Source organism: Psychrobacter fulvigenes (assembly GCF_904846155.1).
GTDB lineage: Bacteria > Pseudomonadota > Gammaproteobacteria > Pseudomonadales > Moraxellaceae > Psychrobacter > Psychrobacter fulvigenes.
The window spans coordinates 2,481,724-2,501,522 of record NZ_CAJGZP010000001.1 but is presented as its reverse complement, the minus strand read 5'-3'; the positions used below and the strand labels follow the sequence as shown (position 1 = coordinate 2,501,522).

The 19,799-nt window shown below is 44.8% G+C and carries 19 protein-coding genes; 6 read left to right on the top strand and 13 right to left on the bottom strand.

Annotated features, from left to right (window positions below; translation table 11 throughout):
- Positions 1-44 precede the first annotated feature (44 nt).
- From scpB to mrdA, 9 genes are all read right to left on the bottom strand, one after another.
- A complete protein-coding gene (gene scpB / locus JMX03_RS10505; RefSeq protein WP_201596652.1) occupies positions 45-590 on the bottom strand; it encodes an SMC-Scp complex subunit ScpB in 546 nt (181 codons plus the stop codon).
- A 25-nt stretch (positions 591-615) separates the two neighbouring features.
- Positions 616-1,437 (bottom strand): segregation and condensation protein A, encoded by an 822-nt coding sequence (locus tag JMX03_RS10500; protein WP_201596650.1) that lies wholly within the window; start codon positions 1,435-1,437, stop codon positions 616-618.
- A 75-nt stretch (positions 1,438-1,512) separates the two neighbouring features.
- Positions 1,513-2,598: a tryptophan--tRNA ligase gene (gene trpS / locus JMX03_RS10495; RefSeq protein ID WP_201596648.1), complete on the bottom strand. Its 1,086-nt coding sequence runs from the start codon at positions 2,596-2,598 to the stop codon at positions 1,513-1,515.
- A 125-nt stretch (positions 2,599-2,723) separates the two neighbouring features.
- Complete coding sequence (locus JMX03_RS10490) at positions 2,724-3,815, bottom strand: LpxL/LpxP family acyltransferase (protein ID WP_201596646.1); 1,092 nt, start codon at positions 3,813-3,815, stop codon at positions 2,724-2,726.
- Between the two features lie 222 nt (positions 3,816-4,037).
- Positions 4,038-5,156, bottom strand: a complete 1,119-nt coding sequence (locus JMX03_RS10485; RefSeq protein ID WP_201596644.1) for a lysophospholipid acyltransferase family protein — start codon at positions 5,154-5,156, stop codon at positions 4,038-4,040.
- A 264-nt stretch (positions 5,157-5,420) separates the two neighbouring features.
- On the bottom strand, positions 5,421-5,807 hold the full coding sequence (rpsI, locus tag JMX03_RS10480) for a 30S ribosomal protein S9 (protein ID WP_201574156.1): 387 nt from the start codon (positions 5,805-5,807) through the stop codon (positions 5,421-5,423).
- A 10-nt stretch (positions 5,808-5,817) separates the two neighbouring features.
- Positions 5,818-6,246, bottom strand: coding sequence for a 50S ribosomal protein L13 (rplM, locus tag JMX03_RS10475; protein WP_201596642.1), 429 nt, complete (start codon positions 6,244-6,246; stop codon positions 5,818-5,820).
- 196 nt (positions 6,247-6,442) lie between these two features.
- On the bottom strand, positions 6,443-7,150 hold the full coding sequence (gene rsmD, locus JMX03_RS10470) for a 16S rRNA (guanine(966)-N(2))-methyltransferase RsmD (protein ID WP_201596640.1): 708 nt from the start codon (positions 7,148-7,150) through the stop codon (positions 6,443-6,445).
- Between the two features lie 43 nt (positions 7,151-7,193).
- Complete coding sequence (gene mrdA / locus JMX03_RS10465; RefSeq protein ID WP_201574159.1) at positions 7,194-9,170, bottom strand: penicillin-binding protein 2; 1,977 nt, start codon at positions 9,168-9,170, stop codon at positions 7,194-7,196.
- 421 nt (positions 9,171-9,591) lie between these two features.
- Between mrdA and JMX03_RS10460 the strand changes: the two genes are divergently transcribed.
- The 6 genes from JMX03_RS10460 to adk all read left to right on the top strand — a co-directional run bounded on the left by JMX03_RS10460 (position 9,592) and on the right by adk (position 16,666).
- On the top strand, positions 9,592-10,923 hold the full coding sequence (locus JMX03_RS10460; protein WP_201596638.1) for a hypothetical protein: 1,332 nt from the start codon (positions 9,592-9,594) through the stop codon (positions 10,921-10,923).
- Positions 10,924-11,275: 352 nt separating this feature from the next.
- The gene (locus JMX03_RS10455) at positions 11,276-13,297 is read left to right on the top strand and encodes a heme lyase CcmF/NrfE family subunit (RefSeq protein ID WP_201596636.1); all 2,022 of its coding nucleotides are present in this window, start codon (positions 11,276-11,278) and stop codon (positions 13,295-13,297) included.
- 1 nt (position 13,298) lies between these two features.
- Complete coding sequence (locus JMX03_RS10450; RefSeq protein ID WP_201574162.1) at positions 13,299-13,958, top strand: DsbE family thiol:disulfide interchange protein; 660 nt, start codon at positions 13,299-13,301, stop codon at positions 13,956-13,958.
- A 62-nt stretch (positions 13,959-14,020) separates the two neighbouring features.
- On the top strand, positions 14,021-14,530 hold the full coding sequence (locus tag JMX03_RS10445; protein ID WP_374220355.1) for a cytochrome c-type biogenesis protein: 510 nt from the start codon (positions 14,021-14,023) through the stop codon (positions 14,528-14,530).
- On the top strand, positions 14,527-15,810 hold the full coding sequence (ccmI, locus tag JMX03_RS10440) for a c-type cytochrome biogenesis protein CcmI (RefSeq protein WP_201596634.1): 1,284 nt from the start codon (positions 14,527-14,529) through the stop codon (positions 15,808-15,810). The genes JMX03_RS10445 and ccmI overlap by 4 nt, the downstream gene beginning before the upstream one ends.
- 202 nt (positions 15,811-16,012) lie before the next feature.
- The gene (gene adk, locus JMX03_RS10435) at positions 16,013-16,666 is read left to right on the top strand and encodes an adenylate kinase (RefSeq protein WP_201577113.1); all 654 of its coding nucleotides are present in this window, start codon (positions 16,013-16,015) and stop codon (positions 16,664-16,666) included.
- A 187-nt stretch (positions 16,667-16,853) separates the two neighbouring features.
- On the opposite strand, the gene secB is transcribed toward adk, so the two are convergent.
- The 4 genes from secB to rsgA form a co-directional block, all read right to left on the bottom strand.
- Entirely contained in the window at positions 16,854-17,306 is a 453-nt protein-coding gene (secB, locus tag JMX03_RS10430) for a protein-export chaperone SecB (protein ID WP_201574164.1), read from the bottom strand.
- Positions 17,307-17,403: 97 nt separating this feature from the next.
- Entirely contained in the window at positions 17,404-17,667 is a 264-nt protein-coding gene (grxC, locus tag JMX03_RS10425) for a glutaredoxin 3 (protein ID WP_201596632.1), read from the bottom strand.
- Between the two features lie 239 nt (positions 17,668-17,906).
- Positions 17,907-18,359 (bottom strand): rhodanese-like domain-containing protein, encoded by a 453-nt coding sequence (locus JMX03_RS10420; protein WP_201596630.1) that lies wholly within the window; start codon positions 18,357-18,359, stop codon positions 17,907-17,909.
- A 127-nt stretch (positions 18,360-18,486) separates the two neighbouring features.
- Positions 18,487-19,590 carry a ribosome small subunit-dependent GTPase A gene (gene rsgA, locus JMX03_RS10415; protein WP_201596628.1) on the bottom strand — a complete coding sequence of 368 codons (1,104 nt, stop codon included), beginning with the start codon at positions 19,588-19,590 and terminating at the stop codon, positions 18,487-18,489.
- Positions 19,591-19,799: the final 209 nt, after the last annotated feature.

Sequence of the window (19,799 nt, the reverse complement as noted above, 5' to 3'; positions counted from 1 at the left end):
ACATATGAATTGATAATCAGCTGTTATCTTTAAAATCGGAAATTTTAGCTCATCCTATTAATCGCTGCCAAGTCAGGCACCGGGGGCAGCTCATCCAAATGAGTCAGTCCAAAAGCATCCAAAAACTGCGGTGTCGTATGGAGGAGGGCTGGACGACCTAACGTCTCTTTGTAACCGTCCTCGATGATCCAGCCTTTATCAAACAATTGCCGTAGTATATTACTCGATAAGCTCACACCGCGCACATATTCAATATCACTACGAGTTACTGGTTGCTTGTAGGCTATGACGCTCAGAGTCTCCAGTAACGCTTGGCTGAGACGCTCTTGGCGCTGCGGGAAGACCCGTTGTATTAGCGTGCTATAACTATCTGCAATTTGCAGGCGATATCCACCGGCGGTCTCATGTAAGCTAAGCACTCCATTGTCCAAGCGTTGTCGTAATATCTCTAAAGCCTGTTCTAGCTCTTTGGTAGATAAAGATAAATGCTTTTTAATAGCGCTTGTAGTGAGCGAGGCTTCTGATGCGTGCAACAGCACTTCTATATGTCTGCTCATCTCTTCAAGATATGGACTTTGAGAGTCTGTCATTAGAAATATTCTCTGTTGAAAGTCATTAAGCTAGCCACTGTAAGGTTAGCTGGTCAATCTGATTGTCTTCCGCAGACTCATTATGAGCAGAAGTATCATTAGTAGGAGTACTGTCTGTTAACTCTGTGTTCACTACACCAACGAGCTGCCGCTTCATCAATTCAAGCACCGCCACAAAACTTACCACCACGCCAATCTTACCTTGCTTTTTATCAAGCAAGTCATAAAACGAGCCTGATCCATGTGTACTCAGTTGTCTGCTGATACTAGCAATACGATCAGCGAGCGGTACCGCATCAACCTTGACGCTATGCATCTGATAGTCGGGCTGCAATTGCATCTTGAATAAACTATCAACCAATAAATTTGGTGAATAGTTTGGTAGCTCGGCATTCATAATGTCTTGATTGGGCATACTGACCATCGCTAAGAACACATCACGCTCAAGACGCACCAAGTTATCCAAGCGCTGGCTGGCAATCTTGATTTGCGCATACTCTTCAAGGCGACGGGTCAGCTCAGCTTTTGGGTCGCGCTCATCGCTCGGCATTTCAGGCGCAGGCAGTAGCAGCTCAGTTTTGATGGCTATCAACGTCGATGCCATCAATAGATAGTCACCAGCTAGCTCAAAATGATCAGTGTCCAACTCGCTGATATAAGCCAAATACTGCTCAGTAATGGGCAGTATCGGCATTTGTGTCAAATCGACGTTGTTTTTTTTGACCAGATACAACAAAAAGTCCAGTGGCCCCGCAAATTGTTCTAACCAAATAGCAAAGGCCGCAGGTGGCACATACAAGTCTTCTGGCAGGTTGGCGATTGGCGTTTGATAAATACGTAAGCTCATATCATCATAAACAAGTTGTAGGCTGGCGCTTTAGCCCAGCATGTTATGCTTATAAACTTAAACAAGTTAAGAGGGTTACTTAAGCTTAGCAAGCGGACGAATACCAATCGCGCGGCGGGTCTTGTCTAGCTGTTTACGGCTATGACGACGGGCTTTTTCTGCGCCCATAAGTAATATCTCTTCGAGCTCTTTTGGATTTGCCATTAGCTCTTCGTAACGTGCACGGAATGGGGCAATCTCAGCATTAATTTTATCAAATAAAGTTTGTTTGGCATCGCCCCAGCCAATACCTGCCGCATATTGTGCGCGCATATCAGCAATCTCATCAGGTGTTGCAAAGGCTTTGTAAATCTCAAAGATAGCCGAGTCATCAGGATTTTTTGGCTCATCTGGTAGTTGTGAGTTGGTCACAATTCTCATGATAGCTTTGTGCATTTGTTTTTCGGAGCTTACTTGTGGGTTGGGCTCACCAAACAGTGGAATGGTATTGCTATAGCTCTTACTCATTTTACGGCCATCAAGCCCTGTCAGTAGCGGTATATCCTCGTCTACAACGGCATCGGGTAGCGTGAATAGTGGCTTGTATCTGTGATTAAAAGTCCCAGCGATATCACGTGCCATCTCAATGTGCTGCACTTGATCACGGCCTACAGGAACGTGGGTAGCATTAAACATCAAAATATCAGCAGCCATGAGGACTGGGTAGCCAAATAGACCCATGGTAACGCCCTGATCAGGGTCGACATCGCTTTTTTCCATGTTGACGTCGACAGCTGCTTTATAGGCGTGTGCACGGTTCATCAAACCCTTGGCACATGAACAATTCAAAATCCAAGCCAGCTCTGGAATCTCAGGCACATCTGATTGGCGATAGAAGGTCACGCGTTCAGGATCGAGACCACAAGCAATCCACGTGGCAGCAATCGCTTTAGTGGACTCATGAATGATAGCAGGATCGTAACAGCCGATAATGCCATGATAATCTGCCAAAAAGAAAAATGCTTCATTATCACTATTTTGAATAGACTGAATGGCTGGACGAATTGCCCCAACATAATTACCCAAATGGGGAATACCTGTGGGTTTTATGCCAGTGAGAATGCGTTTGGTGGCTGCTGAGTCACCAGAGGTTTGACTGTCAGAATTTTGATTATTACTCATGAAAAATCCGTTATTTTGTTTATCAAGTGATTATAAATGCGTTGTTATTTATGGGTTGGCAATAGCGCAAAATATTAGCGGTAAAGTATAGCAAATTCCCCTGCTGTTTTTCTTGGGAATAAAACCTACTTATAAATATCAGTACGACCCTCAGGCCCATTTTTAAAACGACGATGAAACCACATCCATTGAGTCGGATCAATACGAATTAATCCTTCTAGGATTTCATTCACCCGGGTAGCATCAGCGACCTCGTCATCACTAGGATAGTTATCCAGTTTGGGAGTAATGGTCAGGTGATAATGCGGACGTTTGCCACGCGGAAGGTTGTCTGGTGTCTGCCTGTAAGTATGCAGCGCCATGACCGCTGGCGGGTGTTCCTTACTACCAAGCTTTGCCAGTCGTCTAGACATGGTAATCGTTGCGGCAGGAACGCCAAAGAAGGGTGCCATAACTCCTTGTTTTAAACCATAGTCTTGGTCAGGAGAGTACCAAATAACGTGTCCATCATTGATAGAGTTCACCAGACTGCGCATATCACGACTGGAGATTTGTTTGCCAAAGATGTTGGTGCGACCATTATAGATGAACCATTCTAAAAGCTCATTGTTCTGTGGCCGATACATACAATCAGTGGCAAAAAACTGCGTACAGAGTCTACCACCTAGATCCAGCATCGTATAGTGAGCGCCCAATAAAATAACGGCACGCCCTTCGTTTTGTGCATTAACCAGATGTTGTAGACCTGATATAGATACTGTACGGGTAAAAACATTGGGGCGAAACCAAGCGCACAAAGTTTCAAACATACCAATGCCTTGATTGACAAAAACTTGTTTTGCCATTAGCTCACGCTCAGCTTCGGGCTTGTCAGGAAAGGCCAGTCTCAGATTGGTCAAAGTATCACGTCGCCGCGAGCCAGCTACCTTATAAATAAAAATACCCAGCTTACGACCTAGCCAAAATTGCCATCGTAATGGTAGATATATCATCGGCATAACCAAGGCCATCAGAAGCCAGATACCCCAGTATTTAGGAAGTAAAAACTGCCACTGAAAGGCTTTTTTATCTGCTTGTGCCGTTTGTTTATGAGTTTGGGTAATCGTTGGTGTGCCTTTTGCAAGCGCAGGTGATTTGCTCGAACTGCTTTGCTGCACGGGTGCAACATTAGTTTGAGAGTCGGGCTTACTAGGGTCAAATTGTTCTGGCGCTTTCATAAGATCCTTTCATCGCAATACGTCTTATTTTTTGGGCGAGTTTTCATCTTATCATGATCTTTATTTGAGAATGAAAAGTTACTACTGTTAGGGCGTATTGGTATCAGTCTACACCAACAAAGTTAGGTAGTTAAAATTAGAGTTGAATGGGCTTGGCATTGAGTAGCTTTTACAGCAAAGTATAGCAAAATTATAAGCAGCTATTGTTTTAGATTGAAAAGGCTACTTATAGATATCAGTACGACCAACGGGGCCGTTTTTAAAGCGTCGATGAAACCACATCCATTGGGTGGGATCAATACGAATGAGATCCTCTAACATCTCATTAACTCGCGTTGCATCTACCACTTCATTATCACTAGGGTAGTTATCTAGTGCTGGCGTGATGGTTATATGGTAATGGGGACGTTTGCCGCGTGACAAACTATCAGGGCTCTGCCGATAAGTATGTAGTCCCATCACCGCTGGCATATGCTCCTTACTACCAACGGTCGCCAGTCGCCGCGTGGCAGTAATTGTCGCTGCGGGAACACCGAAAAAGGGTGCCATCACTCCATACTTAAGGCCATAATCTTGGTCGGGCGAGTACCAGACGATACGTCCTTCTCTCACTGAGTCGACTAAGCTGTTCATGTTACGACTTGAGATGAGCTTGCTACACATAGATGAGCGAGCATTATAGATAAACCAGTCAAGGAATGCATTATTCTGCGGGCGGTACATACAATCCAACGTAAAAAACTGTGAGCACAGCAAACCACCTAGATCAAGCATGGTGTAATGTGCTCCCAATAGTATCACTGCTCGCCCTTCATTTTGTGCATTCACCACATGTTGCAGACCTGAAATCGTAACGGTGCGTGTAAATATGTTGGGTCGAAACCAGGCACATAGGGTCTCAAAAGCGCCGATACTTTGATTGACAAAGACTTGCTTAGCCATCGCCTCACGCTCTGCTTCTGACTTCTCAGGAAAGGCAAGCCTAAGGTTAATCAAGGTATCACGCCGCCGCGAGTTGGCCATCTTATATAGAGTGATACCTAACTTGTGCCCTAACCAAAACTGCCAACGTAGCGGTAGGTAAATAAGGGGTAAAACTACTGCCATTATCAACCATATTCCCCAATATTTGGGCAGCAAGAAAGCCCATTGGAATGGTTTTTTATCTATCGATGTATCGCGCTTTTGGGTCTGCTTAATGGTAGGTGTGTCTTTGGTAGGTGCTAGTGATGAAGGTGGTGTTGTAAGTTTAGAAGGGTTGTCATGGTGTTCAATGTTTGGCGGTGGTCCATCATCCTGAGCATCAGGTTTGCTGGGGTCAAATCGTTCAGGCGCTTTCATGGCATCAAGGCTAATTATAAAGATTGCTGTCATGATGAAGTAGAGAGAAGGGTTTTACAAGGGAGGTTTTGCATCTATATCAATTAACAAGCCCATAAGGCGAATGCATATCAATGATTAATTCCATAAAAACTCAGGCACAAAAAAAACCTTACAAGCTGTAAACAACTTGTAAGGTTTCGCAAATCTATTAATTTATCTAAAGTTGCTACTGCGTATTTACGATAAATACAGTAATAGCATAGAGATAAGTAATAGCTTTGATTAACGTTTTGAGAACTGAGGACGCTTACGTGCTTTACGTAGACCCAGTTTCTTACGTTCAACTTTACGCGAGTCACGAGTAACAAAACCAGCTGCTTTTAGGGCAGGCTTTAAGGTTTCGTCAGCTTCGATAAGCGCGCGAGTGATACCGTGGCGGATTGCGCCAGCTTGACCACTAATACCACCGCCTGCAACTGTAATGTATAAGTCGTATTCGTTAGCAGATTCTAGTAGTTCTAGAGGCTGACGAACAACCATACGTGACGTTTCGCGGCTGAAATATTCATCAAGTGGCTTGCCGTTAACAACGATGCTACCAGTACCTTTCGCTAAAAAGACACGTGCAGTAGAAGTCTTGCGGCGACCTGTTCCGTAATTGCGTTCCATAAGTGACTCCTTAGATGTCTAGTTCTTTAGGTTGCTGAGCAGTATGTGGGTGCTCTGTACCCGCATATAGTTTCAGCTTCTTGATCATCGCGTAGCCAAGAGGACCTTTTGGAAGCATACCCTTAACTGCTTTGTGTAGAACATCTTCAGGCTTATGTGCAAGCAGCTTAGTGAAGTTGGTTTCTTTAATACCGCCTGGGTAGCCACTGTGACGATAGTACTTTTTATCTTGTGCTTTTTTGCCTGTTACCGCGATTTTCTCAGCATTGATGACAACAATGAAGTCGCCAGTATCAACGTGAGGAGTGTAACAAGTCTTATGCTTGCCACGTAAGCGAGTAGCAATTTGAGTGGCTAAGCGACCAAGGGTTTTGCCGTTAGCATCTACGACATACCAGTCATGGGTCACTTCAGCTGGTTTTGCACTAAGTGTTTTCATGATAAAACCTTAAAATTAAAATTCGTTGAGAGTTTGTCTGGGAACGGGGCTCTCAAAAAACAGACTGCACATTATAAGCAGTAGAGCTTACGCTTGCAAGCTGGATTGTGGTTTATTTTTGCCTGCTAAGCATTAAATATCAATATCTAGATAGGTTTTTAGCAGTTTTTGGCATTTCTTAAGGCGAGTGGGCTAATTATGACGGTGCGAGCCGATAAAGTCCAGCGACAACTTGTCCAACTTTGGTTTGTTTGACACACTCAAAGCTACTCGCTCCTTGTGTCGTCAATTTTATTTGCAGTGAGGTGGCCAGTTCGGCTAATTGATCGTCCAAATCTTTATCTGCTTCTAAATAAATAAGAGTGTTGGCAGAAATTAAGTCTTGTAGTATCAAAGTCGTTAGAATGGGTTTCCACAGATCTTCAGCATAGGGTGGGTCGATAAACACAATATCAAAGAGATGTTGAAAGTGCCCAGCTTGAGTTAAGACTTTTTCGGCCATACCATGAAAAATTTGATAGTTATCAGTAGCAACGCTTAACAGCCGTGCGCTTTGTTGGATCATTTGGCTTTGAGGGTGACTGGCTTCAATAAAGGTACAGTGAGCGGCTCCGCGTGATAACGCTTCGAAGCCGAGCACCCCGCTTCCTGCGCAGCTATCAAGCACGCGCGCGCTATAGATATCCGCAATTAGCCAATTAAATAAGGTCTCACGCAGGCGATCTGGTGTTGGTCGTAAGCCGTCTGCGTCAATGAAAGTCACGCTGCGGCGTTTAAACTGACCACCAATAATACGCACACTGCCTGCAGCAGTCGGTTTAGAGTTAGCGGTCGTTTTTGGCTTGGCTCTACGTGGCTTAGTTGTAAGTGAATTATCTTTACGCTGCTTAGAAGTTTTTTTCATAGTTTGATTTTTTGACCAGTCATGACCAGATGATTCGGTATCTTTATTCAGTAGTATTAGTCGCTGCTTCGGCTTCTGCCTGTTCTTTTAGCGCTTGCTCTTGATCGCGTATCGCGTCTCTTTCTGCTTTTTCGAACGCTTTTTGGCGTTTGATGGCTTTTAGCTCATCAGCGGTCGGTGGCAATATAGGATCCGTTGGACGTTGTAACACCCAATAATCAAATAGTGCCCGTCCGATGGGCGCAGCGACGGCACTACCGCCACCACCATTCTCAACCAGTACCGCAAGCGCAATCTGTGGATCCTCTACCGGTGCAAAACCGTTGAACCAAGCATGGTCCCAATGGCGCTTATCTATCGCTGACTTATCATAGCTCTTACCTTGAGCGATAGACTTGACCTGTGCTGTACCTGTTTTGCCAGCGATGCGATAGCGCGGGGTATAAATACCACGAGCGGTGCCGCGTTTGACGGTTTCTTCCATGGCATCATGCATACGAGTCCAGTCAGAAGGTTTGCCATCGAAGTCGATTTTGCCGTCAGGCTTGGTAATGATATCGATTTCTGCTGCGCCATCACTGCTCTTTAGTAGGTGCGGCGTAATATGCTGTCCTTTGCTAGCAGTCATCGCGGTCGCATTGGCAATCTGTAACGGTGTGGCCAAAAAGTAACCCTGACCAATACTGACTGAAATGGTCTCACCTGGTAGCCAGTTTTTATCATACGTCTCTTTTTTCCATTTTGGCGAGGGCATAAGACCGGATTTTTCATTCGGCAAATCAATACCTGTCTTTTCACCAAAACCAAAGCGCACCATCCAATCATGCAGGCGTTGGATGCCCATCTCGTAAGCCAGTTTATAATAGTAAGTATCGACAGACATAACGATAGATTTTTCAAGATTTACTGAGCCGTGACCGCCTCTTTTCCAGTCACGAAACCGATGGTTGTCTCCTGGTAAGCTAAAATAACCTGGATCATAAATAGAGGTGTTCCAATCGCGCAAGCCATAATGTAGCGCACCTAAGCCTTCAAAGGGCTTGATTGTAGAAGCAGGCGGATACATACCTTGCAGCGCACGATTGTACAGAGGTTGGTCAATGTCATCTCGTAGCGCGCCATAATCTTTGAAGGAGATACCAGAGATAAAGGGGTTGGGATCGTAACTTGGATTGCTGACAAACGCTAGCACATCGCCAGTCTTGGGGTCTATCGCCACAATAGCGCCGCGACGGCCATCTAGCTGCTGCTGGGCAACGGTCTGCAAACCGTAGTCCAAGCTTAAGGTAATGTCATTACCCGCAATCGGTGGTTTGGTTTCTAATTGCCGCAAAATATTGCCATGAGCGTCTGTTTCTACTGACTGATAACCAGGCTGTCCAAGTAAAATATCTTCATAGTTTTGTTCGATACCAATTTTACCGATAAGGTCAGTCCCAGCATAACGATCTTTGTCAATTTGCTTGGTTTCTTTATCGTTAATACGCCCAACATAGCCAATGACGTGGGCAAATAGCTCATCGTAAGGGTAGGCGCGAGTCAGTTTGCTTTGAATTGTGACGCCGCGAAAAAAGGGTTTACGCTCACTGAACTGTGCCAGTTGTGCATCGGTTAAATCGATCTTGATGGTGACAGGGTCATTGTTGCTTTTATTCAAGCGTGCCAAAATATCGGTGATGTCTTTTTCTGTCAACTCAAAAATAGGAGCAAGTAGGTTTAACGTGCGCTCGGGATCTTCTACGGCATCCGGACTGAGCATAGCGGTAAAAACAGGTTGGTTATCAGCGAGTAAGATACCGTTGCGATCATAGATATAACCACGGCTTGGCGGCGCTGATATTAATTTAATGCGGTTATTGTCAGCTTGCGTCTTATATTTATCGTGCTCGTACACTTGCAAATAGCCATAACGCAGCAGTAACCCACCCAGACCTAAAAAGATCAGTAGACCAAAAATAAGGATACGCTGCATAAAAACACGAGTGCTTTGGTCGGTATCTGAGGAGAGGGTTTTATTCATGTAAAGCGGTACCAATGAGCACAGTAGATAATAGCGGCTGTATAGATTTGCAAAAAAAAAGAATGATTGAGGCAACGATAAATTATAACAGAATAGAGTCACTGTCGCTGATTTTGTCTGCTCACATTGACATTGCCAGCGTGTGTGCCATACAAGAATTAGGCAAATAGTATCTTAAAACATAGAATGATAAAAGCAAATGCTAAATCTGTCACTTATAGTCACAACTTGGATAGGCTCATTATGTGCTAATAAATGGCAAGTATGCTAAAATCAGGCGATTTGTTTACTAGCATCTTTTATGGGTAAAACGTTGTTCTACAAACGTTTGCCAAGCGCTAAGTAGTACGCCAATTGGTTAGTAGCAACAACGATGATAGCTTAAGCAACAATAACGATTACGTCAGGGGCATACAGATTCATGGACGCAACTTCAATATGGCAGACGTTCGCTGAACACCCAGAATTTTTTGCTATGCTGACCATTCCGCCAGTGACTGCATTTGTTACGTGGGCACATGTGTGGATGGCACTAAAAATGTTGTTTTATCCCATTAAGTTTTGGGGTATCCGCATACCTAATTTTCCGTTTTTTGGATTGCCTGGCATAGGCTGGCAAGGTATTGTGCCGCGTAAAGCGGGTAAGATATCAGGGGTGATCGTTGATCAAACGCTCTCAAAGCTTGGCTCACTTGATGAGTTTGTACAAGCGATGGAACCCGAGCAGATGGCAGTGTTTATCACCGAGGCTGTTGATGAGAATCTAGAGTCCTTAATGGATGAGATCATGCTCGAGCGTTCAGATGTGTTATGGGCCAATATGCCTTATGCAATAAAACGCCGTATTTATGCACAAGCTCATGAAGTGTTACCTGAAATCATGCAGTCGATGGTGACGGATCTGACCTACCAAGTAGAAGAATTGGTCGATATGCGTCAGATGATTGTCAACAAGATGGAAGGCGATCGGCGTTTGATGGTCAATATGTTTTTGAAAGTTGGCCAAAAAGAGATAGATTTTATCTGGCACATCAGTGCGCTGATTGGTTTGGCTTTTGGTATTATCCAGATGTTCATATTCTTAGTCGTGCCACAGCATTGGACCGTACCGTTTTTTGCTGCCGTTTGGGGGCTGCTTACTAACTGGATCGCGATTTGGATGGTGTTCAATCCTGTTGAGCCGCGATTGATACCTTACATTAAGTTTTTATCAATAAGTAAAGCCTTTCCGTTTATTAAGCTGCAGTTGCCACATGTGGCGCACTTTCGTTGGCAGGGCGGCTTTATGAAGCGCCAGGATGAAGTATCTGATGTTTTTGCTGAAATTGTGGTCAATGATTTGGTGACCTTAGAAAACATCATGAATGAGATGATGTATGGTGCTCGTGCTGCGCAAACCCGCGAGCTGATGAAGTCGCATCTTTATCAAATTTTAGAATCTCCGGTGGTGAGAACGACTTTGCGTTTAAGTCTTGGTCGCCGAGAGTTCGGTCAACTCAAAAATACCATTATTGATAAATCAATCTCCGCCACCATGGTGCCAATACGTGATCCTGAGCTAAATGAGAGTCGTGCAAGTAAAATATTTGGGATGTTCCGTGATAGATTGCGTGCGCTATCACCGCATGAGTTCCAAAACTTATTGCGCCCTGCGTTTCGTGAAGATGAGTTGACGCTGATTGTACTGGGTGGTTTGACTGGCTTTTTGGCGGGTTGGTTGCATTTGGTTTTAGTGTTCTATCCAACTATGTAGTAGGGTGCTCAGTAAAAGACGCGTATCTTCATTCGCTGTCGCTATTAGATGATGGGTTTTTATAAGTTGCTACTACACTGCGCATACAGGGCAGATACAACACCGTGACAAGTTGACGTTAATGTACGCCAATGTAAATCCTATAAACCTCAGAGTTTAGAAACTAGAAGAAACCTAGTTAGACAAAACCTAGTTAGATGATGCTTAGATAAATATCCTGTTAAAAATATAATGAGTCATACATAGACAGATAGTAGGGGGCGAGTGATGATATTTAAACACCTAATCTGTAACCGTAAGCTATGACTGTATTTAAACTATGACCGTATTAAGGTAAACAAGGTTAGACCGTATGTTAATCACAGAATTGGGTTATTTTGCCTTGCTCGCCGCCTTTGTGCTGGCGATTTTGCAGGTGGTATTACCGTCCGTTGGGGTCATGCGTGGCCAAGTCTCATTGCAGCGCTTAGCGCCAAGCTTGGCTTGGGCGCAGTTTGTGGCAATGATATTATCATTTGGCGCACCGATGGCAGGCTTTTACTATAACGACTTTAGTCTTGTTTATGTTGCGCAGCACTCTAACAGCTTGTTGCCTTGGTATTATAAGTTATCAGCGACATGGGGCGGTCATGAAGGCTCGCTATTGTTGTGGATGACGATCATGGCGACATGGTGTGCGCTGGTATCATATTTCAGTCGAGGTCTGCCGCTGTCGATGCGCGCGCGGGTACTGGTGATCTTAGCTGGCGTGCAGCTGATGATGATGGCGATGATGATCTTTACTTCATCACCTTTTGAGCGCACATTACCAAATCTGATCGTTGATGGCGCTGACTTAAACCCTTTACTGCAGGATCCTGGATTGATTTTCCATCCACCGATGCTGTATATGGGCTATGTGGGTATGGTGGTGCCGTTTGCTTTTTGTATGGCGGCATTGTGGGCAGGACGTTTGGACGCGGTCTGGACGCGCTGGTCACGTCCTTGGGCACTGGCGGCTTGGGGCTTTTTGACCATCGGTATCTCTCTTGGTTCGTGGTGGGCATATTATGAGCTTGGCTGGGGTGGTTGGTGGTTTTGGGATCCAGTAGAGAACGCGTCATTGATGCCATGGCTTGCTGGGACCGCATTGATACATTCTTTAGCAGTCACCGAAAAGCGTGGTGTGTTTAAAGCTTGGACCATTATGCTGGCAATTTTTGCTTTTGCACTCAGTCTGCTCGGTACTTTCTTAGTACGCTCTGGGGTAATCACCTCTGTACACTCGTTCGCAGCCGATCCAACCCGTGGTCTGATTATCCTAATCATTCTTGGTATCATCGTTGGTGGCGGTCTGCTGATGTTCGCTGTCCGTGGTTGGCGTTTGACGGTTGAGAGTCAGTATCAGCTGGTTTCGCGCGAGTCTTTCTTAGTCATTAATAACGCTATTATCTTGATTGCAACGCTCGTGGTATTGCTCGGTACACTTTATCCTATTATCGCTGATGCCTTTAGTCTCGGTCAGGTATCTGTAGGGCCTCCATACTTCAATGCGCTGTTTGTGCCTTTGACATGGCTGTTGTTAATCGCGATGGGTATGGGCTCTAACATTCGCTGGAAACAAGATAAGCGTCCGTTACTAGGGGTGGGTATCGCCATTGCCGCTAGTAGTATCGTATTGGCTGCTATTATCGCCTACTTTACCAGTCCATCTGCTATGTTCAATATTGGCGTGACTTTAGCGGTGAGCTTTTGGGTACTGCTATGGATGATCGTTGACTTTAGAGACAAAACTAAGAACGCCCCTAATTTCTTTAAAGGTCTGCGTCAGTTGCGTCTTAGCTATTGGGGTCAGCAAACGGCACATGTAGGTGTGATTATCGCCTGTATAGGTGTTGCTTTTGTCACTAGCTTAGATATTGAGCGCGATGTGGCGATGGGGCTTGGAGACACAGTGCATGTACAAGGTTATGACTTTACAGTATCGGATTTTCATGAAGTCAAAGGTAGTAACTATGATGGCATGCAAGCACAGGTCGATATAACGAAAGATGGCCGCGAGGTCACGACTTTATATCCTGAAAAACGGACTTATATCATTAGTATGATGCCAATGACAGAGGCGTCGATTGACGCAAGCTTCATGCGTGATTTGTACGTCGCACTTGGTGAGCCTATCGCAGAAGATAGTAATCAGTGGGCAGTACGCATCTATGTGAAGCCTTTAATTCGCTGGATTTGGTTGGGATCGATTATTATGGCTTTGGGCGCATTGCTCAGTATGTTTGATAGACGCTACCGTATCAAAAAGACCAAAGAGCCGCGTGAGATTACGATTGACCATGCGTTAGATCCAGCAGCGGTAGATTCAGTAACGACTGTGAAGGAGGGGTAGTATGAGCACATCTAATAACACCCCTAACCAAAGTGATAAAGGGGATAATACAGGTCGTAGCCAAACGATGAACAAAAAGCAAATGAAAATATGGTTTTTAATCCCGCTCATTGTGTTTTTTGGTTTGATAGTAATACTGTATATGCGTTTGGGCAAGCCAACAGATATCATACCCAGTACGGCACTTGAGCGGCCTGTACCGGCTTTTGAGTTGCCATTATTATCAGATACCTCGCGTATCATGACCAATGAGAATTTACCTGACGAGCCGTTTTTAATGAACGTTTGGGGCTCTTGGTGCCCAACTTGTATTATTGAGCATCCCTTTTTGATGGAGCTTGAAAGTCGTGGAGTCAATATCGTTGGGGTAAACTACAAAGACGAGATTGGTAATGCGTTTACCTATCTAAATCAAGGTGGCGACCCATTCTCGATGTCTGTTCAAGATTTATCAGGCCAGTTTGCCTTAGACTTGGGTTTGACTGGCGCGCCTGAGACCTTTTTAGTCGATGGCGACGGTGTTATTCGTCAACATATTATTGGTGAGATCAATGAGGCCAACTGGCAAGGTCGTATTGCCCCTTGCATGATGGTGCTCAATGATGCCAATAAGAATAATGTCAGTTTAGATTCAAGTCAGCTTGCGGAGGCTTGTCAATGAAAAACACCCATATAAAAACTCTTTTAGTAAAGACGGGCATGGTCGGGAAAGTGGTAGGCTTTATGCTAGCCTGTATGCTTAGCATCACCAGCTATGCCGCTATTGATGTCTACGATTTTGATTCAGAACGACAAGAAGCTCAATACCGTGGTCTCATTGAGGAGCTACGTTGTCCCAAATGTCAAAACCAAAACCTTGCTGCGTCAGATGCGCCCATTGCGCAAGATCTGAAGCAAAGAACATATGATTTAGTAAAAGACGGCCGCAGCGATACAGAAATTCGTAACTATATGCAAGAGCGCTATGGCGACTTTATCAGTTACAAGCCGCCTGTACGCCCATCGACGTGGATTCTATGGTTTTTTCCACCACTATTATTAATTGCATTGATTGTTGGTTGGTTCTGGCAGACCAAACGTCGCCAAGTAGTTGCGAGTGGCAAAAGCGGTACGACGGTAGACGCCAACACTGTGGAAGCGCTCACGCCAGCGGAAAGAGCTGAGCTTGATCGACTGCTAGCGCGTACTGACACTGCTGACCATGACATCACCAGCACAGAGGACAAAAAATGACCATATTCTCTACTTTTGGCTTATTTATTGCCCTAAGCTTACTTATTGCCTTGATACTTGCTGTCATCGTCATTGCACCGTGGATGCGTGCAGCGCGGCTCAAAGCCAGTCCCGTCGATAACCAATTATTGGATATCAACGTGGCGGTGTTTCGTGAACGCCTTGCGGAGCTAAAAACAGACAAAGACACTGGCACGATTGATGAGGCTCATTATCAAAATCAGAAACTTGAGCTTGAACGTCAGCTGCTAGATGTCCAACGTCAAGTAGCTACAATGGTGCCTCCTAGTTTCAAGAACAGAATGATGGTTTTTGTTTGGGTACCGTTATTAGCAGCACTGGCGTATATGTTGATCGGTGACCGTCAGCCTGTCTTTGAGTTTTGGGAAGCAGAAGACAAGGTTGGTCAAGTCGCTGATGACTTACTAACTGGTAAAATTGATCAGCCACCTGAATGGGCAATTGGTGAGGATGGACGGCAATTAATTACGGCCATGCAAGCCAACGTCCATCGTCATGCTGACGATCCTAATCGCTGGATGCGTTTGTCAGAGCTGTTTTTGTCATTAGAAGCAACTGATTCTGCGCTAGAAGCGTTATCTCGTGCTTATCGATTATCACCAGATAATGAAGAGATAGCGACCACTTATGCTCAAATCAGCTTTTTTGCAAACAATGGTCAATTGGATGCTGATGGTCGCCGTGTATTAGAAGAGGTCTTGCGCAATAACCCACAGCATGAAGGCGCGCAAATGCTGATGGCAATGGGCGAAGCACGTGCCAGTAACTTCGATCAGGCCGAGAGCTGGATTCAAAGACTGCGTGAAAGTATCGCCGCCAAACCAGGTGATCATACCCAAGCGTTGGCAAGCTTAGATGAGCTAAGCGCCAATGTCATCGCACAGCAAGCGCAAGCGGCTGAAGGTGTCAATGTGACCATAACAATCAACGCAAGCCTGCTGCCATTGGTACAAGGTGATGATGTGTTGTTTGTCGCGATTCGGGATGTCAATGGCGGTGCACCCTATGCGGCCAAGCGTTTACCAATCAGTGTCATTAGGCAGGGTGAAGCCAATGTCAGCTTAAGTGATCTCGATGCGATGATGCCTGAGCGTACGATACAGTCAGCACGAGCTGAAAAAACACAGTTGGCGGTCATTGCTCGTATCAGTCGTAGTGGCAATGCTGGTGCAGAGTCAGGAGACTTATCTGGCAACCCAGTGGTCATTGGTAGCGATCAAACCGAAGTGAATGTGCAGATTAACCAACAGATACCATAACATTTAAATTTTGCATTGACGTCCATGCTGCCGCCTGATGTTGCAGCGTGCAATGCTGTTACATGAACAGATAAGTCATCTGTTGGCATAAGGCTTATAATAAAAATACTTGAGCTTTATAAAGGCACGATGTAAGGTAGTCATGGCATTTGAGTAGTAAACCAATCCCTAAATCCCATTTATCGAGGAGAGACGTATTATGATGCGTATTATTTTGCTAGGACCACCTGGCGCTGGTAAGGGCACCCAAGCACAGTTTATCTCTAAAGAGTATGACATTCCGCAAATCTCAACTGGCGATATGCTGCGTGCAGCGATCAAAGAAGGTAGCGAACTTGGCAAAAAAGCCGAAGGTGTTATGAATGCAGGCGGACTGGTTTCTGATGATCTTATCATCAATCTAGTAAAAGAGCGCATCGCTAAGCCTGACTGTGTGAATGGCTGTATTCTTGATGGTTTCCCGCGCACTATCCCTCAGGCGCAAGCGCTTGCAGATGCAGATGTTGCGATTGATCATGTGGTCGAAATCAGTGTACCTGATGACGAAATCGTGAAGCGTTTGTCTGGTCGTCGCCAGCATCCAGGATCAGGCCGCGTATACCATATCGAGCATAATCCACCTAAGCAAGAAGGTATCGATGACGTGACTGGTGAAGCGCTTATCCAGCGTGAAGATGATAAAGAGTCTACCATTCGTGATCGTTTAGCCACTTACCATCAGCAGACATCAGCCCTGGTTGGCTTTTATCAAGATAAAGCCAAAGAAGGTGGTGATGCGCCTAATTATGATAAGTTCGATGGTACGCAAGCCATTGACGAAGTGAAGCAGCAAATATTATCTGCCTTAAAAGGTTAGTTTTTATAGTCTGTTTACTTAATATTTAATTGAAGACCTTGCTGATTGGCAGGGTTTTTTTATGCCAAATAAACATTATTTGTGTTAAGGACAAGCTCTAGAATACAGCCAATAAAAAGCCGCTTACTATCATAAGTAAACGGCTTTTAGATATTATTATTTCAATGTAGCTTTGTTCTGCTAAAACTTAAGCATTACCTTCAGCATCTACTTGCGCTTGTTGCTGGCTTTGTGCGTACGCTTGGTCAAAGTTCACTGGTGCAAGTAACAACTGCGGGAAGCTACCACGAGTAACGATATCACTAATGACTTCGCGGGCATATGGGAACAAAACGTTAGGGCAGTATGCGCCTAGGATTTGTCCGATTTGATCTTCTGGAATGTGCTTAAGTAAGAAGATACCTGCTTGATGAACTTCAGCGATAAAGGCGGGTTCTTCAGCGTTTTTGGCCGTCACACTGACTGTCAAGACTACTTGGTAATGATCGTCATCAAGCTTTTCAGCATTGCTAGATAGATTGATATCAAGCTCAGGGTTCCACTCTTTAGTGAACACGCCAGCGCCTGGTACTTCTAGCGACATGTCTTTTACATAAATACGTTCTAAAGCCAATTGTGGTTGTGCTTGTTCTTCAGCCATGATAATTCCTCAAATAATGGTGCAATGTATCGTTGTTATCGCAGTAGCGATAGTTAGTTAAAAGCTCAGTGTGACTGGCTAGCGATAATCTATTAGATTAGCCTGCTAACATCTCATCAAGCTTGCCTTGTTGGTTCAGCTGATTAAGCTCACTAAAACCGCCTACAAAAGTATCACCGACAAAGATTTGTGGCACCATGCGATAGTTATTGGTTTGTTGCATTAATGCACGGCGCTCATCGCTGCTCATATCATGCATACCAATTTCTTCATATGCAACGCCTTTAGAATTTAGAAGTTGTTTGGCGTGTGAACAATAAGGGCAGATAGGGGTGGTATAGACTTTGACAGAGACAGTCATGAAGTATCCTTAGTGAATTTTAAATGTATTTTTTATCAGTTATCCGCTCATAACTTGGTTATAAATAGATTAAAGATAAGTATATATTTTATTATGCTAACTATAAAGTGGGGATCTAAATGATGAATTCAAGCCAGCTGCTCTGAAAGCTTATGAAAGAATAACAGCCATCACATAAAAAAGACACCATATAAAATGATGTCTTTTTATTTTATAGCGACCATAAATTATATGAGCTTTTATTTATGCAAGCTTGGCTTGTTTTTACCTTTTTTGGGCTGAGCGTCTTTTAGCCCAACCAGTGGCATGCCAGCACCTTGCCAGCCACCAATACCACCTTCCAAGCGGTAGACATTTTCTTTGGCAATCATCTGAACGGCTGCCCCTGCTTGGACACCAATGTCACAAATGATTATCATCGGCTGCTCAATAGCGCGTATCTCTTCCAAGCGGTCTTTGAGCTCAGTAAAAGGAATATTACGGCTGCCTTGGATATAGCCGGTGGTAAACTTCTTTTTGGCGCGAATATCAATAAGCTGCGCGTTTTGGGAGTTGACCATCATGCCGAGGGTATTGGGCGACACTTTTTTGCCGCTGCGTTTATTTTCAATGGCAAAAAACAAGACAGCCAGTACTGCCAAGATGCCAAATAAAAACGGGTGGTTGCCCACGAATTCAAGCGCACGATCCAAACCAAACCTCCAAAAAATAAGTGTTCTATTAAACTGCGAATACAGCTTAGGGTTACCGAACAAGGCGCTATTATACCGATTAGCCCGACCATAGTAAACGTGCGATGGTCAACCTAACGGTTAAGTTCTAATAAGGCTTTGTATCGGCCTCGGCTTGTAACGTAATCAGGTTTTCAACACGGCGCTGCAATACATCACCATCAGCGACGGCCTGCCATAGGGCACAGCCTTTACTATTATGCGTATGCTTACAATCACGGAACTTACAGTCACCTGATAAAGGTGCCAACTCAATAAAACCAGAAATGATGTCATCAGGGGTTAAATGCCAGATGCCATATTCACGAATACCAGGCGTATCAACGATACCACCTTGTGTCAGATCCTCTGGATTGAATGGCAACAAGCGACTGGTGGTAGTAGTATGCTGCCCAAGCTGTGAGTTTTCGGAGATGATATTCACGCTTTGGGCAGATTCGGGCAATAGCGCATTGATTAAGCTGCTTTTACCGACACCTGACTGACCAGCAAAAATAACGAGCTTTTTATCAATATAACGTTTTAGTTCGCCAAGGCCTTGCTGCGTGGCGATGTCGGCGATGTTTTCGGGACAATCGACTGAGGTCAGTACGCTATCATAACCAAGGGCAGCATATTGCCTCAGCAGCTCCTCAGTGTCTGCATACCCTTCTTGTGCCAATAAATCTGCTTTATTCAATACCAATAATGGCTGTACGCCGGCATGGTGGCAGACCACCAGATAGCGATCTATTAAAGTAGGAGCGGCAGCAGGCAAGGGCGCAAAGACAATGGCAAGAATATCGACATTGGCGGCAACTGGCTTGAGCTTATGGTAACGGTCAGGTCTTGATACTAAGGAGGTGCGCGGCTGTACAGACTCAATACGTCCAAACCCAGTGTTGGGATCTGCCGTCCAGCGTACATGATCGCCAGTTGCCAGCATGGGTAGATTGGTGCGTACATGACAACGCCAGATATCACCTAGTTCAAGCGCTTGCCAGAAAGGCTCAGGGTCATCTGGAGCAATCTCAGGTTGTACAGGTATGACAGCCGGTAAGCTGGTCATCTGCACTTCTAGTTGTTTGCCGTAATGTGCCATGACAATACCGTCCATCAAGCCCTCATCGATGCTGTCTTGATTGGATTGTTGTTGTTTATCGATGCGACGAATCTGCTGTTTGGTCAGTTTACGTTGCCGGATTAATGCCATGGTTGATGCCTATTATGAAAATATTGCTAAGTGTAGCGTGAAAATTTGCTAACATACAGCCTAAAGCGACTGCATCAGATAGGGGTTTTGTAACCTTTAGCCGTCAGAAATATAAATGATCACCTGATTCTCAACTTAGTATGATTGTAGGCTGTGGCTTTAGCCCAGCTTAAGTCTTTGCGAAAGCAAAATGCTGGGCTAAAGCCACA

Coding starts and splice junctions, on each gene's coding strand:
- mrdA (WP_201574159.1), bottom strand. CDS start 9,170: ATGAATAAAACCCTCTCCTCAGATACCGACCAAAGCACTCGTGTTTTT.
- grxC (WP_201596632.1), bottom strand. CDS start 17,667: ATGACTGTCTCTGTCAAAGTCTATACCACCCCTATCTGCCCTTATTGT.
- adk (WP_201577113.1), top strand. CDS start 16,013: ATGCGTATTATTTTGCTAGGACCACCTGGCGCTGGTAAGGGCACCCAA.
- scpB (WP_201596652.1), bottom strand. CDS start 590: ATGACAGACTCTCAAAGTCCATATCTTGAAGAGATGAGCAGACATATA.
- ccmI (WP_201596634.1), top strand. CDS start 14,527: ATGACCATATTCTCTACTTTTGGCTTATTTATTGCCCTAAGCTTACTT.
- rsmD (WP_201596640.1), bottom strand. CDS start 7,150: ATGAAAAAAACTTCTAAGCAGCGTAAAGATAATTCACTTACAACTAAG.
- JMX03_RS10485 (WP_201596644.1), bottom strand. CDS start 5,156: ATGAAAGCGCCTGAACGATTTGACCCCAGCAAACCTGATGCTCAGGAT.
- JMX03_RS10460 (WP_201596638.1), top strand. CDS start 9,592: ATGGACGCAACTTCAATATGGCAGACGTTCGCTGAACACCCAGAATTT.
- JMX03_RS10490 (WP_201596646.1), bottom strand. CDS start 3,815: ATGAAAGCGCCAGAACAATTTGACCCTAGTAAGCCCGACTCTCAAACT.
- JMX03_RS10455 (WP_201596636.1), top strand. CDS start 11,276: ATGTTAATCACAGAATTGGGTTATTTTGCCTTGCTCGCCGCCTTTGTG.
- rsgA (WP_201596628.1), bottom strand. CDS start 19,590: ATGGCATTAATCCGGCAACGTAAACTGACCAAACAGCAGATTCGTCGC.
- JMX03_RS10450 (WP_201574162.1), top strand. CDS start 13,299: ATGAGCACATCTAATAACACCCCTAACCAAAGTGATAAAGGGGATAAT.
- JMX03_RS10445 (WP_374220355.1), top strand. CDS start 14,021: ATGCTAGCCTGTATGCTTAGCATCACCAGCTATGCCGCTATTGATGTC.
- trpS (WP_201596648.1), bottom strand. CDS start 2,598: ATGAGTAATAATCAAAATTCTGACAGTCAAACCTCTGGTGACTCAGCA.
- rplM (WP_201596642.1), bottom strand. CDS start 6,246: ATGAAAACACTTAGTGCAAAACCAGCTGAAGTGACCCATGACTGGTAT.
- JMX03_RS10500 (WP_201596650.1), bottom strand. CDS start 1,437: ATGAGCTTACGTATTTATCAAACGCCAATCGCCAACCTGCCAGAAGAC.
- secB (WP_201574164.1), bottom strand. CDS start 17,306: ATGGCTGAAGAACAAGCACAACCACAATTGGCTTTAGAACGTATTTAT.
- rpsI (WP_201574156.1), bottom strand. CDS start 5,807: ATGGAACGCAATTACGGAACAGGTCGCCGCAAGACTTCTACTGCACGT.